Below are 16,162 nucleotides of genomic sequence, written 5' to 3' on the forward strand. Positions count from 1 at the left end.
AAGATTTCACTCTAGCAGTGACTTAACATCCTCGACAATCTTATCTTCTGGCGGTTCTAATCCATTGTAGCGAGTGAGCACGGTCCCCGCTTGATCAACGAGGAAGACTGAGGTGGTATGGATCACCTGATCATCGCCTTCCACCTTCTGCACTTGTGATTTGAACATCTCAAGACTGTATTTTTCAATCGCTGCCTGACTGTAACCCGTGACAAAGCGCCAATGAGTTGTATCAGCCTTATATTTACCAAGGAACTCCTTAATCTTTGCCGGCGTATCAATAGAAGGGTCGACACTGAATGATAGTATATGTACGTCTTCAATTCCCTTTTCTTTTAGCTTCTGTTGAATTTCTGTCAGGTTGAAGGTCATAGGTGGACATACCGTAGTGCAGCTTGTAAACGCAAAGTTAACGAGCCATATCTTCCCTTTCATTTGCTCGGTACGAAAAGGCTGTCCGTCTTGATCAACCGCCTCAAATGCAGTAACCTTCCAGTCGTAATCATTCGGCTTCGGCTTGCCGCCACAGGCGACTAGGACGATCATAATCATAGCGATTACACTACTTACAAGTATCTTCTTCATACCGACCTCCACATTACGATACCACATCGTTTTTACTCTTATTGTATCGTAATTGCAAGTCTATTTTTACCATCTGCGTCCCTATTAAGCTACGATATTGTGACATTTTCATACATACATCGTAGTGAGCAAAAAATACTCTCTCCGCGTATTAGCGAAGAGTGCTTGGTGCCGTTCCGGACAACGCTTCAATAGATTTGCATAGACGCTCATACAAGGAAGTCCGAGGTGCAATCTCTTTCAAATTTGACAGCATTCCGAGCAAAATCACCTTACGGGGACGTACTTGCAGCAGTTCTTCTTCCAGCACTTGAATAGAATCCAGAACATCTTGCTTATTCCAGCTTTTCTTCTCCTTCGAATCCATGTCCATACTCTCTACAGCCTCTCTCAGCTGCTTCACAAGAACAAGCGGATGCAATTGCTTTGGCTTCAAATGCTCCTCATCGAATCCGACCATGCTTCCATTCAGTATTGGCTCCGGTCCATGCTTCAACATCCCCTCGGCTACATAATCCATGATCGTAACAATGTACCTACTGAGGCTGTCCATCTCGATGGGGAAATTGTCGAATAGCTTCATATACATATAGGTAAAAATCAGACTGCTAAGCAACGTTGCGCTGTCAAGCATATAAGGGCTGAATTGCTCCCCATAGATATCTTGCAAGGATTCCATCAGCGTCTCTATATTAAACATATTCATTTGCTGCATGTGTTCACGAAGCTCTTTGCTTTCGGTATGCTTCGTATTATCCCGTATCTGCATCTTGATAAACTCAGGATGTTCGTTCCAGATGTGAATATAAACCCCGATTTTGCTTATTAACCGTTCACGAGGATTAGGCTGTTTCTCGCGCTCCAACATCAGCAAGCGATCCTTCAATAATTTGGATTGATACATGAAGATGTTCAGCAGCAGCTCATCCTTGGAACTATAATATTGATACACACTTCCTTTTGACATTTTACAGAAGGAAGCGACTTCCTGCATCGTCGTCTGTACGTATCCCTTGGATGCAAACAATTTCATAGCCGATAATAGAATCTGCTTCTTCTTCTCTGGCATATGCTCTTCCATTCGCTGTCCTCCACACTTGGTTCCTAACAAGTTCTTAATATGACTATTGAGTTCTCAATATCATAACAAAAAGTGGCCATTACCTGCAACCACATGGGTTTGGACATATGAAGATAAACTTATCATCTACTCCGATTGAGCCAAGATACACCTTTTATCGGACTATTTCGCCCCGCTGTGCTGCACTGGTATAAGATGCATCCCGCTTCCAGCCAATAAGCATGCCCCCACTTGCGAACAACACAATGGCGCCAAATGCATAGGGGATCTGAACATGAATATCAAACAGGATTCCTGCAATCGCTGGCCCAATAATATTTCCAAGACTCATATAAGCATTGTTCATTCCTGCAACGAACCCTTGCTCATTCCCTGCCATCTTCGACAATAGCGTATTGATAGCAGGCCGTACGATGGATGTTGCCACGAAGAACAACATCGTAACAAAGAAAATAAGAAAATAATTCGAAACGAACAATAGCAAAATCATACTGATGGCAGATAATCCAAACATCGTGAGCAGAATCTTCTTCTCACCGAATGTTCGCAACAGGCGCTCAATTAGGACAGCTTGACAGATGACTCCGATTATCGCACCTAGTGTAATCATTAAGGAAATATCCTTCGGCGTAAATCCATATTTCACATCTACATATAAACCAAATATCGCTTCAAAATTCTGCAATCCGAACGTTAATGCGAACACCAGCACAAGCAGCATGAAATACGGCTCCTTCGCAGAAGCGGCCATCTGTCGGAGCAAATTTTCCTTCTTCTTCGTGTTGCTTCTCGCTGCCATCCGTTCCTCGACAGACAGAGATTCAGGCAGGAACAACAAAGAGACTACCGTGGACAATCCAGCAAGTGCTGCTGCTGCGTAAAAAGGAACTCGTATTCCGTATTCCGCCAACATACCTCCGATACCAGGCCCTATGACAACGCCGAGCGTCATGGAAGCCATCAGCATGCCGAGCCCCTTCCCCCGTTTCTCTTCCGTTGTAATGTCCGCTACATAGGCCATCATCGGAGGTGTCATTAACGCTGCTGACATTCCGCCTAGCAGTCGTGATACATACAACATCCACATGTGTTCAGCCATACCGAACAGTAGCTGTGAAACGGTAAATAATCCAATTCCCGTTACGATTAGCAGCTTCCTGCCATATTTGTCTGACAACTCGCCTGCAATCGGCGAGCACAGAAATTGCGTTAATCCAAATGCCGCCACCAAATACCCCATCGCTTGACCCGTAGCCCCAAACGCCGTCACATATTTCGGCATAATCGGAATGATCAGCCCCATTCCAACCATAGCAATGAACATGTTAACCATGAGGATAACAAGCGAACCTGAACCTTGCTTTTTTGTTGACAATGTTCTCCACCTCTCCTAAGAACCAGTGAGTTTTATTTTCGACTTATTAGTCAAAATCCATAGTACTCTACTCGACTCCAGAATGTCAAACTCCATTTCCATTCCCTGTGCTCCCCATACTTCTCTTGCCAGCTACAAAAAAAGCCCTCAGACGAGGTAACTCGCCGAGGGCTGCCGTTCAGTTCATGAGAGTGAAAGATTATAGCTATAATGGGATCAGACATGTTGAATTCCTTCACCCTTCCTATCAAGCTCCTTAAGAAAGTTATACAGGCAGAAGGTGTTTCCTCCTGACCTTGTGCAGAACAATTGTCTGGTTCCCCGCTAAATATATTCCCTTAGATAGTGGTTGATGCGTCCTCTGCAGTCACCGGAGAAGCAGCTGTATCAATGGACTGCGGCGTCACCTCGGCTGGACGGCTTTCGTGACTGCCTCCTTGCAAATTCAAACCAATTACGCCGAGAATAATAAGCAAGATCGATACAACCTTAATCCAAGACATTGACTCTGAGAAGAAATAATATCCGATAACGGCAATGGCTGCAGTACCAACACCTGACCATATCGCATAAGCGACACTGACATTAATCTGCTTCAGTGAGAAATTCAAGCTCGTAAACGCAAGCAAATAACAAACAATCATGAGAATGGAAGGAACCGGTCTTGTGAAGCCGTTCGACATCTTCATTGAGATGGTTCCGATAATCTCCAATGTAATCGCACCGATTAAGTAAAGCCAACTCATCATAATTGCATCACTGCATCTTCCCCCATAACTATCGTTCTTCGCCTATTGAATTCACGAATAATAGGCACAATAGTGCTATTATGTTGCATCACGAACGGCTTGTCAAACAGCACAACCACTCGCTCAAATTAGACGTTCTCTTTCCCACATTCGTCTAGTCACCGTGCTCCTTACCTACATACACTTATTACGTAAGATAAATGCATGACGAAAGGAGCCAATGAACATGTCTGAATGTGGATCAATTGGAGGCTTTTGTGGTGGAGGTTTTACTAGCATTGGCGTAATTCTTGTTCTCTTCATTTTGCTCGTCATTATTACCCGTTCTCTTGGATGCGGTTTCGGTTTCTAATTTACGCCAACAACCCCGGCTGTTTCAGCCGGGGTTGTTCTTCTATCTCCTACTTCTTCACCTATTAGGATTCAAATAATGCCTAGGCGATATATTGCCCTTGGGCACACCCTCCCGGTATGGCGTACAAAGCACTCGCTACCGTCTTCGTATATTCGTTCATCTTGTCCTTCTGTCCAAGAATTTTTAACATCGGACAAGCTGTTTATATGGATTCATCCATAAAGGACCGTCATTCATCCATGATCGTGCTATATACTTCTTTCCTGCGGTGATCACTGCATGATCGCTGCAAAATGGATATGGTCATGTATTCAATGCTGCGTTCCATCATAGCTAAGCCTCGCTTTGGCTTTAGGTTTTATCATTGCACATGCCATACCTGCAAAGATGAGAACGATTCCCCCTATCTGCATCCCTGTCGGCCGAAATCCAGTGATCCACGTATCCAGTAAAATTGCCACGGCGGGATCGAGAAATACGAGTACTGAAATGACTCGTGTAGGCAGCTCTCTCAAACTGTCAAAAAACAATAAATATACAAATCCGGTATGAATGAACCCAGTCGCCACAATTGCGAACCAATTGCTCCATGTTAATGCACCATAAGACGACATATCAACGAATGGCAGCAGCAATACGATCCCGAGGCTCGTCTGCACAATCGTAATCGCATACCCACTTAGTTGAACAACACCCTTGCCTAACAATGTCGTCATTGCATAAAACACGGCTGCCATGAATGCCCACACTACCCCTGATGTGAACAGCTCGTCCATGCTTGCGCCTCCTTCGATACCGATAACAAGAACAGTACCGACGAAGCATATCCCCACAGATAAAATAGACCAGACCGTTAATTTTTCCTTGAATAAGATACTTCCAACTAGCACGACAATTACCGGAGCCAAATGATATATCGATATCGCAATCGTAATCGACATCCACTCGAAGGACTTGAACAAGAACACCCAATTGCCCACAAGAAATACACCGCAAGCTATCGTTTGCAGCAATTCCCGTTTGCTCCACTGTTCACGCCGGTATTGGCCTGAAGCCGCCCAGCAAATTCCCAGAAATAATGTTGCGCAAATGCATCGTATGAAGACAAGCTCCATTGACGGTAATCCAGTATGCTCGGAGAAAAATCCGATAGAGCCAAAGATGCACATGGATATGATCATTTTCATCATTGGCAGCGAGTTATTCCATTTCAAGACGATGACAACCTCCTTAATGTACCTCTCCTGGTGAATGAATTTCATAGAACGCAGCCTTACTACCCTTCTACATTTTACCACATGTAACATATATAAAAAGAAGGGACAAGCTGTGCATCGCCTATCCCTTCCCTATAATCAACCTATCTCTGTTATTCAGATGCTTTTACCGCCCTTGTCTTCCCCTGCCACTTGTTCTTAATCGAATGAATGATTTGGGCAATCGCGCCATCACCAGTTACATTAGCAGCCGTACCGAAGCTGTCCTGTGCAATATACAGTGCAATGGCAAGACTAATCATTGCTTCATCGAAGCCGAGCATGGATTGGAACAATCCGGTTGCCGCCATGACGCCGCCGCCAGGAACACTTGGTGCTGCAATCATCGATATGCCTAACATGAAGATGAACGGCATCATTGTGCTAACCGATAATGGTGCGCCATTAATGTACATGATCGCACTTGCTACGGAAGTAATCGTAACCGTTGAGCCAGTAATATGAATCGTTGCACATAACGGTACCACGAAGTTTGATACTTCTTCATCGGTACCAAGCTTCTTCACTTGAGACATGGTCACGGGTATCGTTGCCGAAGAAGACTGCGTCCCTAGCGCTGTTAAATACGCCGGGAGCATCGTACGCAGCATCGAGATTGGGTTGCGCTTGTTCAATATGCCCGCGATCGTATACTGTCCAACAATGACCACAGCATGCAGCACTAATATGACAAGGAAAACTTTAAGGAACACTTGCAGAATGAATGCAACCTCGCCTGCTTGTGTCATGTTCATAAAGATCCCCGCAATGTGGAACGGCAATAGTGGTATCAATATCGCATTGATTACCTTGCCTACAATCTCCTTGAACTCCAACGATGCGGTAAGCAAGACATTAGACTTCACAAACGTAATGCCGACACCGATCACGAAGGACAGCAGCAGAGCAGTCATAATATCGAATACCGGTGGCATGTCCAATTTGAAGTAACTTGTTAGCAGCATCTCTTCTGGATTGCTCGCCCGAAGGCCAGATGCTCCAGACAGCAGCCACGGGAATGTTGTCTTGGCGACGCCGTATGCCAGCATGCCAGACAATACCGTAGATACATATACAATCAATGCCGTTATGCCAAGAAGCTTGCCAGCTCCCCTTCCCAACTCTCCAATGCCTGGGATAATAAAGCCAAGAATGATTAACGGTATGAGGAAGCTCAAAAATTGCCCGAATAAATGATTAAACGTAGCAAATATTCTTATAAACCAATCTGGCATAATTAGTCCCGCTCCAGTACCGAGCAGGATTGCGATAATAATACGCGGTAATAATCCTAGTTTTCTCATGAAGTACTCCCCTCCAGTGCACGCAAACAAATCAATATATATGTCCTCACACAGTATACATATGTATTCTTCTTGAACACATTGTCCATATTAGCACACAACGAAAGAGAACAACACTGACAAATTGAGGGATTCATTGCTCAACTATAGGATGTACTCGTCCCCTTGAATCCATGATAACTGATTCAAGCATTCTCATTAACTTGGCGATACGATCATTTCAAGATTATGCTTCGCTGCTCATATGTGGTAATGTGATAGAGAGACAACTGCAGCGTTGCTGCAGCAAGGACAAGGAGGAAATATTTTTGAATCGCACAAAATCCATTACATTCTTCACGCTCATGCTAGTCGTACTGCTTATCGTGGCTGGCTGCGGCAGCAAGCCAAGTACTGGGCAAAATGGAGCGGCAGACACAACCAAGTCTGGTCAAGAGACGAACAAGGAGGCTCCGAAAGATAACAGCGATAGCAAAAAGACTTCCGATTCCAAAAATCCGATTGTCACGATCGAAATGGAAAGCGGAGACAGCATTGAGATTGAGCTGTATCCTGACAAAGCTCCTAACACCGTAAACAACTTTATTTCTCTCGTGAACAAAGGATTTTATGACGGGACGATCTTTCATCGTGTTATTCCAGGATTTATGATTCAAGGAGGAGATCCTCAAGGCATCGGCATTGGCGGGCCTGGTTATGGCATTAAGGGAGAATTTGCGAACAATGGAGTAGAGAATGACCTGAAGCATACGGAAGGCGTATTATCAATGGCACGCTCTCAGGATCCGAATTCAGCAGGATCCCAATTCTTCATCATGGTAGCAGACGCACCACACTTGGATGGGGATTACGCGGCCTTTGGCAAAGTGATCAAAGGGATGGAAATCGCGCAAGCGATCGTGAATGTACCAACCGGGGCTAACGACAAGCCGGAGAAAGACCAAAAAATGAAAAAGGTTACTGTAAATACATTCGGCATCACGTATCCGGAGCCTGAAAAAATTCAAAGCTAACTCATAAGCTAATATATTTGATAACAGGGACAAAAGAAGGCTGGCTCCTTCTTTTGTCCCTGTTCTATTTTATATAACCCATCAATGGGAATCACGTAATCATGCTGATGTGCTGGTGAGCACTCTATTTATCGGCTTAAGGTGATTTCGCAGCCTAAGGAACGTTGTAAGGAGTCAGGGGCTGCACTACTTCCGTGCGCCCCGTTGTCCTTTGCTGGCATTGCTGCGAGATGAACGAGATTGGATCGACGGCTGTGACTTGCGTACTGGCTTTCCAGAATGACGGCGACCTCCTGCTTTTGCACGATTTCCTTTTGTGAGCGCAATTGGGCCCATTAATGACTGAAAAGTGCTGTACATGGATCGTGCTTGCTGGAACATGCCGAACATCTTCTGAATTTTGCCGAACGTATTCATCAGATCATCGATTCCATACTGTCTGTTCAATGAAGTGTAAGAATCACCGCCTGCGTTGCCTGCAGCTTCTTGATTCGCAACTGCATTGAATGCAGAGGGATCCGTTGGGGTTGTCAGCCCCATTACATTTTGATTCATGTAAGGCGCAGATGCTTTCGTTCTGCCCGGCTTGCTGATAGATCGTGAGGCTGCTCTAGGCGAGGCGGACAGCTTGTGCTTGGGTTTCGAGCCTTTGCGTCGAGACGTTCTCATGATGACGACCATCCTTTACCTCTGCTTGTATGGGTGATTCCACTCTTGGTAGAGCGGAAGCCTTACAAGATAATCTATGCACTCCCGCAACAGCTCGTATAGGTATCTATCTCTTTATTCGTATTTTTGTGCCATCACCCAACTAGGGGTCTGATCTTAGGAAATACTTGCAAGGCGTTATGATAAAATACTTCCTCATGATGACGCTCCGGAATGACCGTTTTCACAAAGTCAATGTAGGTTCCAATCGGTGCAAGTGGCCAATCTGTTCCGAAGAGCAGCTTATCATAGCGGTCACAATACACGATGGCGTGGCGCAAATGCTGAAAAAATAATGGCGACTCCTCGTCCAATCGCGCAAATCGCCTTGAATCTCCCACAAGCAGCCCCGACAGATCTGCATACACGTTTCGATTCTTATATACGACTTCTGCTCCGTCCAGTACCCATGGATCACCGAAGTGTGCCATCATCATCGTCACATCACGATGCTTCACGGCCACTTCATCAATCGTTAACGGATGGGCGTATTTCAGCAGCCCCCGTTCTGAATACGTATCTCCACAGTGGAATACAACCGGAACCTCGTACTTGGCAGCCAACTCATATACCCGATCATAGACACTGTCGAATGCATAGAATGGATAATAGCCAAGATATAATTTCAATCCCACTGCTTGCGGCTTCTGCAGTTCGAGCTCTATCCGTGCCCATGCCTCTTCATCGCATTGATAGGGATTGATTCCAATACAATAAGCAATCGAAGGAGGGAGCACATCCACAAGATCAAGTACCATCGGGTTATGGGCCTCAGCATCAGGGAATCCCTCTGCTTTCGTCTCTGCCAGCCCCATTCCGATACCGAAGACAACACCATGCTGTGCGTATTCTTGCAGAAGCCCCTTCACACTGTATTCTACCTTGGATAATTCGTCTGCCGTACGCTGGAACTCCTCGATTCGGGACAGGTGCATATGGGCATCAATGATTTTCACCCCTTGACCACCTCCGGCTCAGATTGCGGAAAACGAATAGCACGAAGATCGGTTAGCGCCTCCGGTTCGATTCTTTCCATCGAGAACATCAGCATAACGGGAGAAGTACGCTGAGTATGACCGTTCGGGATGTGCAGCTTGTGAATCACATTTGTATGTGTCACTTCTTTATTGGCATACACGCTCGAGCGAGAAATCGTATGATCTGTCACGATGTGCATAATGGCTGTCTTATCGCTGGAACCGAATCGATAATCAGAATTTTCGTAAACATCGACAACTCCCTTACCTTGAGGGAAAGCGATTGGCTTTCCGTTCGAAGAATACGCTTCGAGCCAGCTATTTTGCTCAGGTTCCCCGTTATAAATGAACATTTCTTGCTCCAATCGATCATTCAAATAAGCTTGAGAAGCTTGATGCACATCCGTGAAATGGCATAATACTGGTACACCTGGCAACAGTAAATAATAATTGCTCAATCGAATTCCTTTATACTTTTCATGCTCACGAATATGAAGATCAACCCGAATTCCCTGCCATTCATTACGATGCTGATCAAACAGCTTAACAAATTGTGCAGACCGTTCTTGTTTTAAGGCTGACAGCATCGTAAGCTGATCGAGGCTGGAATAAAGCCCACCGACAAATGGATTCCACCATGACTTAACGTCCCGATCCGGGAAATTACTCATTAACCATTCTTCCCCTTCAACTTCGAGCGAGAACAGAGAAGAATAATAGTCAGGTGCCGCTTTCATCCGAATAACTCCGTTATCAACCGTGTATACGGTATACTCCGAATCCACCGTCTCGGTGCAATCAATCGGGCTCGATAACTGACGGAAGATTGCTGAATGATACTGCCCTAGCTCTACATCCAAGCATGTGTGAGCATCAACAACATCAATCGATTGAAGTAGTGGGCGCAACGTCACGCTTGCTTGCGTCACCTCTTCTTCAGGCGTTATGGAGCACTGGGCTTCAATCTCTGCCGAATAGCGGTATGACATCTGCACATTGCCACTCCATATGCTTTGTTTTCGATCCTCCAAGATCATGGTAGGTTCGCCCTTCACGAACGGATTCCGGTCGACTGTCTGCAGATGCGTCTGAGGGGTAAGTTCGATATGCTCATCCCATCCCTCCTGCATGGTACAAGCACGGAAGGCCTTCCAATCCACAAAGCTTCCCAGTGAAATGAATATGGGTTCACTCTTCACTGTCTTCCAAGCATCAAGCATCCCTATATTCGTATCCAAATCCATATACCAGCCTTGAAACTTCAATTCGTATTTCTTACCCCAGCTTATCCCGATCGGCAGCTCGTCTCCGCGGCTGAATAACCAACGTTCCGTTATTAGGTTGCTATCCCAGAACTCATATTCACTTCCGATAGAATCATTCATTTCTACAAACTGACCCGCATAAGGAATGATTGCACGGTAGAGATCATGACGAACGGATTGGGATATCCATAAATCTTCAAGCAGCGGCTTATCCCCTTCATTCGTTGCTTCGAACCAGCGTTCAACGATGCCATCACCATGAAGCCGAGTCATTACTTTCAATAAGACGCCCGGGAAAGCTGAGGAGCGGTAATGCGCTTCCTTCACCATGGCTCCGTTCTCTTCTTTTGCAAAAGACACATGACTAGGCGCTGCCTTGGAGAACTCATCCGAAAATGGCTTGCCTAGTTTCGGAAATAAGAGACTCATGTGCTTGTCCATTCCGACGCAGCTAAGCGTTGTGTCGTTATGCTCCTTCATGAGAGATACTGCATATTTTCCATGTCCAATCTGCCATCCTGAGTTGCAACGCCCCCCGTAAGCTGCACCTATCCCTGGGAATGACGCACTGATTAACGGAAGGAATGACAATGATTCTCCAGACCCTGTCTCAACTTGTATAAGAAGCTCGGTTTGGTAATAACCGAATTGAAGAACTTGATACCGGAGTGGAATGGACTTGCAGGAGAGCGGCTCGATCTGAATTTCGAACTGGCTGTGCTCCCAATCGATCTGATCTTGAGAAGGGAGCATGAAGCGGAACGTCGCTGACTCTGCCAGGTGACTTGCGATGTCAAGATAGGCAACGCCTTGCTTCCTATGGAAGGCGCCGAGATCAGGAAGCCTCAATTCCACAGCAGCGGGCTGTTTCGGAACAACACCGACTCGGAACTGTGCGGATTTCCCATTGATCAACAGCTCTGTACATACAGTTGGAGTCGTTCTCCACTGGCTGATTTCCTCCTGCAATTGCTGAACATTGAATTCTGCCTGGAGGGTTGCTTCTCCAATTACATCAATTGATGACTGCCAATCAAAATGAATATTGCGATCACTCTTCCCTTGAAGTTCGATATGAAGAGGTTTCCCTGACTTATTTACGAGATGGTAGTGAATCGAGTAGGTTCTTCCGCAAATCAGATCCGGCTGCGCGATCTCGGCCGTCAATATATAATCATCCGTATCAATCAGCCTCATACCGCGTCCTCTTCGTTCAAATTCCACTCTCAGCTTCTTGCCGGACTTCTCCCACTCATACCGATAATAGTCGAACCCATTTTGCTTGAAGCCGTCTGGTGCGAGGGTGATTTCTCTCACGGAATCCAGATACCAATCAAAATACTCAAAATGAGATGCCAATGCTTCTGTGCGGACTACCGTTGGGATAAAGTTCATGAGATGTGTCGTTTCATCCCGATCCTCCCAGAAGAACCCGCATTTTTTATATAAAGGAACCGCCTTCGTATTGCTTTGCCACGTGTACAAATCCAATCTTGGCCATCCTAATGTAATCGTGTCATCAATGACTTGAAGTAAGAGCTGCTTGCCAATCTTCTGCCCATGATAGTCGGGATGGACATTTAATAAATGCACATACAGTGCGCCCGTGTCTTCCCGATACTCGCATATTTTGCAATAGCCTACGACCCGTTCGCCGTCTAGCGCTAAGTATAAGGCTAGAGTATCCGCACTCTCCTCCCTCTGCCGCACTTGCTGTGCCGTCATCCTTGAATTTCCGCCGCCGAATGATTCATGACTATCATTCCACATGTCGGCGATCGCTGCTGCCAATTCGGGTCGATACTTCTCAATTTGGATTGTACGAATCATACCGCAACCTCCCAAGATTACTTCAACTAGAGCTAGTAGAGATGCCATTATATGACATCACCACTGTTGATTATATCATCATATCAGTGGATAAATGTTACATTTGAAATACACTTTCGAAATCACGTTCTCCCTCGTAAAACAGTCCAAAATCTAGTTGACAAGCTCAATCGTGAACAGCTACGATATGATTGTTCATATGTCCATATATTGGAATTTACATCGTCTCCATCCTTACGACTCCCTGACTTTGGACGTTCCTTTCATTCACTGCAACTCATTTGTTGTTTAGCTTCGAATGCATAATTGAATCCCCCTCTAGCGTATATAGAGGGATTTTCAATTTGTAGATCTAGAATATACGTTCTTAATCACAGTACATAGCGTCTTAGGTAGATTGGATGTGGAACTAGTATGAAAATACGGAGAACAAGACCGGACTTTCTCCTACTGCTGCTAACTGTCTTATTGGTAAGCTTCGGAATCATGATGACATTTAGCGCAAGCTCATATACCGCGTTGCAATATTATAAACAACCTTGGTATTTCATTGATCGCCAGCTCGGATTTGCCTGTGTGGGATTCGTTCTTATGCTGCTGTTTATGTGCATCCCCTACCCGAAACTCAAGAAGCTATCTGTCCTGCTTGTCTTCGGCTCCATTGCCACCTTACTGCTCGTCCTGCTCATTGGCAAGGATGTAAATGGTGCAAGGCGCTGGCTTATGATAGGCGGCTTCACCATACAACCGACAGAGTTCATCAAACTATTTGTGCTGCTATATGCATCTATTCTCATTGCCCGCAAGGGAGACAAGATTCGCAGCTTCAAGCTCGGGCTGCTTCCACTCCTATTCGTGGTTGGCTGCATCGCCTCATTAATATTGAAACAGCCGGATTTCGGATCTTCCCTGCTTATCATCATTGTAACCGGGGTTCTCATCTATGTCGGTGGTGCAAAGCTGTCCCATCTTCGTTCGATCCTGCTAGGACTGGCGCCCATTATCATATTCCTCGCCGTGTTCAAAAGCTATCGGTTGAAGCGGATTACTTCCTTTATGAATCCGTGGGACGATCCTGATGGAAGCGGCTATCAGCTGATTCAATCATTATATGCTGTATCCCATGGCGGGATTGCTGGGACTGGATTTGGGCAGAGCATACAGAAGATGTCTTACCTGCCAGAGGCACACACAGATTTCATTTTCTCCATCATTGCAGAGGAATGGGGGTTATCAGGTACAATCTGTTTTCTCTTGCTCTACTTCCTCTTCCTGGCTCGTGGACTGCTTGTAGCCTTGCGTTGCAATGAACCGTTCGGACTAATCCTTGGTACGGGGATTATTTCTATGATAGGCATCCAACTTGTGATGAACATAGGTGCTGCCACTGGATTTCTGCCGATTACAGGTATCCCGCTTCCCTTCATCAGCTATGGAGGCTCTTCCCTGATTGTGTGTATGACTTCGGTTGGCATGCTGCTGAACATCTCTCGCTACACCTATGAGACTCAACAGGCTGAAAGTAAAAATATAAAGAGGAAAACGAGGTTTACTCATGAAAGAAAGATTGGAGTGCATTAACTATGTCATTAGCTGTTGGTATCGATCGGTCTCGTTCTAAGTACAAGCAGCTGCCAGAAATCTGAAAGCGGCTATCACTTATCTGAATCGAATCCATATAGCATGCCAATATGATATTGCGGCACACTGCTGTATTACCATGAAGCACGCAGAGACTTACCGGATAAGAACACGAACTTTAGAACATGCCAAAAAACCCGCGACTCCGCGGGTATCTTTATGTATTCGACTTGCGGTACAACATGCAGCTGTGCATCGCCTAGTCTGTTTACATTTCTTTGTTCGAATCCTGACCGATGGTCATACGATATTTCAGTTCCGTAATATTTTGCTCCATTTTACGAACGATTTCCTCAATGAATTTAACATCCACAGACGGCTCCGTGTTTACGATTTCTTCACGTTCACGATGCATCATTGAGATCTTATTTGCTCGTTCTTGCAGCTTCAATTCCTTGTATTTCTCCAACAGATCAGAGATTACCGCATAGAATTGGCTGTAATCCTTAATAATATCATCCAAGAACGCGTCTACTTCATCGGGATCATATCCACGGAATTTAATCTGAAAATCCTTCTGATGAATGGTGAATGCATCCAGCGTAATTCCTAACTGCTCAAACAATTCCTTCTGATGATCATATTGATCGTTCTTATTCTCTTCCATCTCTGTTCCTCCGTTCCATGCCAACCGGATCGCCTTCCTATTCCAAGTTGCGATCGATTTTATCTAAAGAACACACTATCAGCACTAACCGAACATTTCAAGTGTTTCCTTGTAACCTGTAAGTAAATGGCAAGAAAAATCCTTCTTAGCCCGCGTCAAATCGGAAAATGCCCCAGTCTTGTATGATAAGACTGAGGCAAGGTGCCTACACGATTACACGGTATCGTTGTCCTTCGCTGCGGAACGGTTCGCTCCCGTTTGTTCGAAAGCTTCTGCACTAAACTCCACATTATTGGCCTGCTCAGGAACAGGAAGCTTATTCAGCTTCGTGGATTGAACCTCTGCTTTTGTAGCAACTTGATCATCTTGAGATTGCTTGTTGTTCATTGCTGCCCCTCCTTTCCCTAACCTAGGATCGAAGGTTATTATGTGCATGAACATGCATTTCCATACCTATCCATCACATTGTTCGTAGTGGATTAGGAATTCACTACAGCAGCATTCCTGTTTATATAAGTCCGTTCTTGCAGTGAGATTTCGATAATACGATGAAGCAGCTCACCGTACGATATCCCCGCTGCTTGTGCACTTTTAGGCAATAAGCTGTTTTTCGTCAACCCAGGAAGCGTATTGACTTCAATCACGTACGGAGTTCCTTGATGTAAAATCATATCAATACGAGCGTATACACTGCATTGCGCAGCTTCATATACGCCAAGAGCAGTCCGGCTAACCTGCTGCATCACTTGCTCCGGCAGCTCGATAACTGCCTCGTCCGCACCACCATCCTCGTACTTGGAGGTATAATCGAAAAATTCCCCCTTCGGCTTAATCGATAGAATTGGCAGCATTGCTCCATCTAATATGGAGCATGTGATCTCTTCGCCCCGAATATATTGCTCAATCAGCACTTCCGAATCATATTGGAACGCTTCCTCTAAGGCCGCGACAAGCTCATCACGATTGTGCACCAACTGTACACCGATGCTGGATCCGCCTGCGTTTGGCTTAATGACGAGCGGATAACCTAGGTCTGCCTCAATCCGATCGATATCATAGGCGGAATTCGATCGCAGCATAAGCCAATCCGCTGTTGCGAAGCCTTCAAACTTCACTAGCTTCTTCGTCAGCAGCTTATTCATACATAAACTGCTTGATAATATCCCGCCCCCGGTATACGGAATCCCGAGCGTATCAAGTGTTCCTTGAATGGTGCCGTCTTCTCCGAACGCCCCATGCAACGCGAGGAGCGCGATATCAATCCCTGTAACCTTGTCAATCAGCTCTGCTTTGCTGTTCAATACAATAGGTACCGCCTCATACTTGCCAGTTAGGTGTTTCATCATTTCCTGACCTGTCATAAGCGAGACGTCTCGTTCTGTAGACACGCCCCCCATAATGATACCAACCTTCATC

General features: G+C 45.5%; 15 protein-coding genes. 3 read left to right on the forward strand and 12 right to left on the reverse strand.

Going from position 1 to position 16,162, the window contains the following annotated elements:
• Positions 1-6: 6 nt before the first annotated feature.
• The 4 genes from RQP50_RS22495 to RQP50_RS22510 all read right to left on the reverse strand — a co-directional run bounded on the left by RQP50_RS22495 (position 7) and on the right by RQP50_RS22510 (position 3,790).
• Positions 7-585 (reverse strand): SCO family protein, encoded by a 579-nt coding sequence (locus RQP50_RS22495; protein ID WP_315746821.1) that lies wholly within the window; start codon positions 583-585, stop codon positions 7-9.
• Between the two features lie 151 nt (positions 586-736).
• Positions 737-1,666, reverse strand: coding sequence for a TetR/AcrR family transcriptional regulator (locus RQP50_RS22500; RefSeq protein ID WP_315746822.1), 930 nt, complete (start codon positions 1,664-1,666; stop codon positions 737-739).
• Positions 1,667-1,820: 154 nt separating this feature from the next.
• On the reverse strand, positions 1,821-3,041 hold the full coding sequence (locus tag RQP50_RS22505; protein WP_315746823.1) for an MFS transporter: 1,221 nt from the start codon (positions 3,039-3,041) through the stop codon (positions 1,821-1,823).
• Between the two features lie 338 nt (positions 3,042-3,379).
• Complete coding sequence (locus RQP50_RS22510; RefSeq protein ID WP_021255023.1) at positions 3,380-3,790, reverse strand: DMT family transporter; 411 nt, start codon at positions 3,788-3,790, stop codon at positions 3,380-3,382.
• A 226-nt stretch (positions 3,791-4,016) separates the two neighbouring features.
• Here RQP50_RS22510 and RQP50_RS22515 point away from each other — a divergent pair, with 226 nt between their 5' ends.
• Entirely contained in the window at positions 4,017-4,142 is a 126-nt protein-coding gene (locus tag RQP50_RS22515; protein ID WP_227774755.1) for a YjcZ family sporulation protein, read from the forward strand.
• Positions 4,143-4,456: 314 nt separating this feature from the next.
• On the opposite strand, the gene RQP50_RS22525 is transcribed toward RQP50_RS22515, so the two are convergent.
• Both RQP50_RS22525 and RQP50_RS22530 read right to left on the reverse strand, forming a co-directional pair.
• A complete protein-coding gene (locus tag RQP50_RS22525; RefSeq protein WP_065291218.1) occupies positions 4,457-5,335 on the reverse strand; it encodes a DMT family transporter in 879 nt (292 codons plus the stop codon).
• 179 nt (positions 5,336-5,514) lie between these two features.
• Entirely contained in the window at positions 5,515-6,705 is a 1,191-nt protein-coding gene (locus RQP50_RS22530) for a dicarboxylate/amino acid:cation symporter (RefSeq protein ID WP_268624832.1), read from the reverse strand.
• 308 nt (positions 6,706-7,013) lie between these two features.
• Between RQP50_RS22530 and RQP50_RS22535 the strand changes: the two genes are divergently transcribed.
• Positions 7,014-7,718: a peptidylprolyl isomerase gene (locus tag RQP50_RS22535; RefSeq protein ID WP_394358425.1), complete on the forward strand. Its 705-nt coding sequence runs from the start codon at positions 7,014-7,016 to the stop codon at positions 7,716-7,718.
• Between the two features lie 186 nt (positions 7,719-7,904).
• On the opposite strand, the gene RQP50_RS22540 is transcribed toward RQP50_RS22535, so the two are convergent.
• The 3 genes from RQP50_RS22540 to RQP50_RS22550 form a co-directional block, all read right to left on the reverse strand.
• Positions 7,905-8,387 (reverse strand): hypothetical protein, encoded by a 483-nt coding sequence (locus RQP50_RS22540; RefSeq protein WP_315746824.1) that lies wholly within the window; start codon positions 8,385-8,387, stop codon positions 7,905-7,907.
• Between the two features lie 134 nt (positions 8,388-8,521).
• Positions 8,522-9,382, reverse strand: a complete 861-nt coding sequence (locus RQP50_RS22545; protein WP_174809809.1) for an amidohydrolase family protein — start codon at positions 9,380-9,382, stop codon at positions 8,522-8,524.
• Complete coding sequence (locus RQP50_RS22550) at positions 9,379-12,498, reverse strand: GNAT family N-acetyltransferase (protein WP_315746825.1); 3,120 nt, start codon at positions 12,496-12,498, stop codon at positions 9,379-9,381. The genes RQP50_RS22545 and RQP50_RS22550 overlap by 4 nt, the downstream gene beginning before the upstream one ends.
• A gap of 414 nt (positions 12,499-12,912) precedes the next feature.
• Here RQP50_RS22550 and ftsW point away from each other — a divergent pair, with 414 nt between their 5' ends.
• Positions 12,913-14,079 carry a putative lipid II flippase FtsW gene (gene ftsW, locus RQP50_RS22555; protein ID WP_315746826.1) on the forward strand — a complete coding sequence of 389 codons (1,167 nt, stop codon included), beginning with the start codon at positions 12,913-12,915 and terminating at the stop codon, positions 14,077-14,079.
• 268 nt (positions 14,080-14,347) lie between these two features.
• On the opposite strand, the gene RQP50_RS22560 is transcribed toward ftsW, so the two are convergent.
• The 3 genes from RQP50_RS22560 to RQP50_RS22570 form a co-directional block, all read right to left on the reverse strand.
• Complete coding sequence (locus tag RQP50_RS22560; RefSeq protein ID WP_072730012.1) at positions 14,348-14,746, reverse strand: DivIVA domain-containing protein; 399 nt, start codon at positions 14,744-14,746, stop codon at positions 14,348-14,350.
• Positions 14,747-14,959: 213 nt separating this feature from the next.
• Positions 14,960-15,133 carry a hypothetical protein gene (locus RQP50_RS22565; RefSeq protein ID WP_175560738.1) on the reverse strand — a complete coding sequence of 58 codons (174 nt, stop codon included), beginning with the start codon at positions 15,131-15,133 and terminating at the stop codon, positions 14,960-14,962.
• 92 nt (positions 15,134-15,225) lie between these two features.
• On the reverse strand, positions 15,226-16,161 hold the full coding sequence (locus tag RQP50_RS22570; RefSeq protein WP_315746827.1) for a D-alanine--D-alanine ligase: 936 nt from the start codon (positions 16,159-16,161) through the stop codon (positions 15,226-15,228).
• Position 16,162 lies beyond the last annotated feature (1 nt).

It is taken from the genome of Paenibacillus suaedae, assembly GCF_032337355.1.
GTDB classification, from domain to species: Bacteria; Bacillota; Bacilli; order Paenibacillales; family Paenibacillaceae; genus Paenibacillus_B; species Paenibacillus_B suaedae.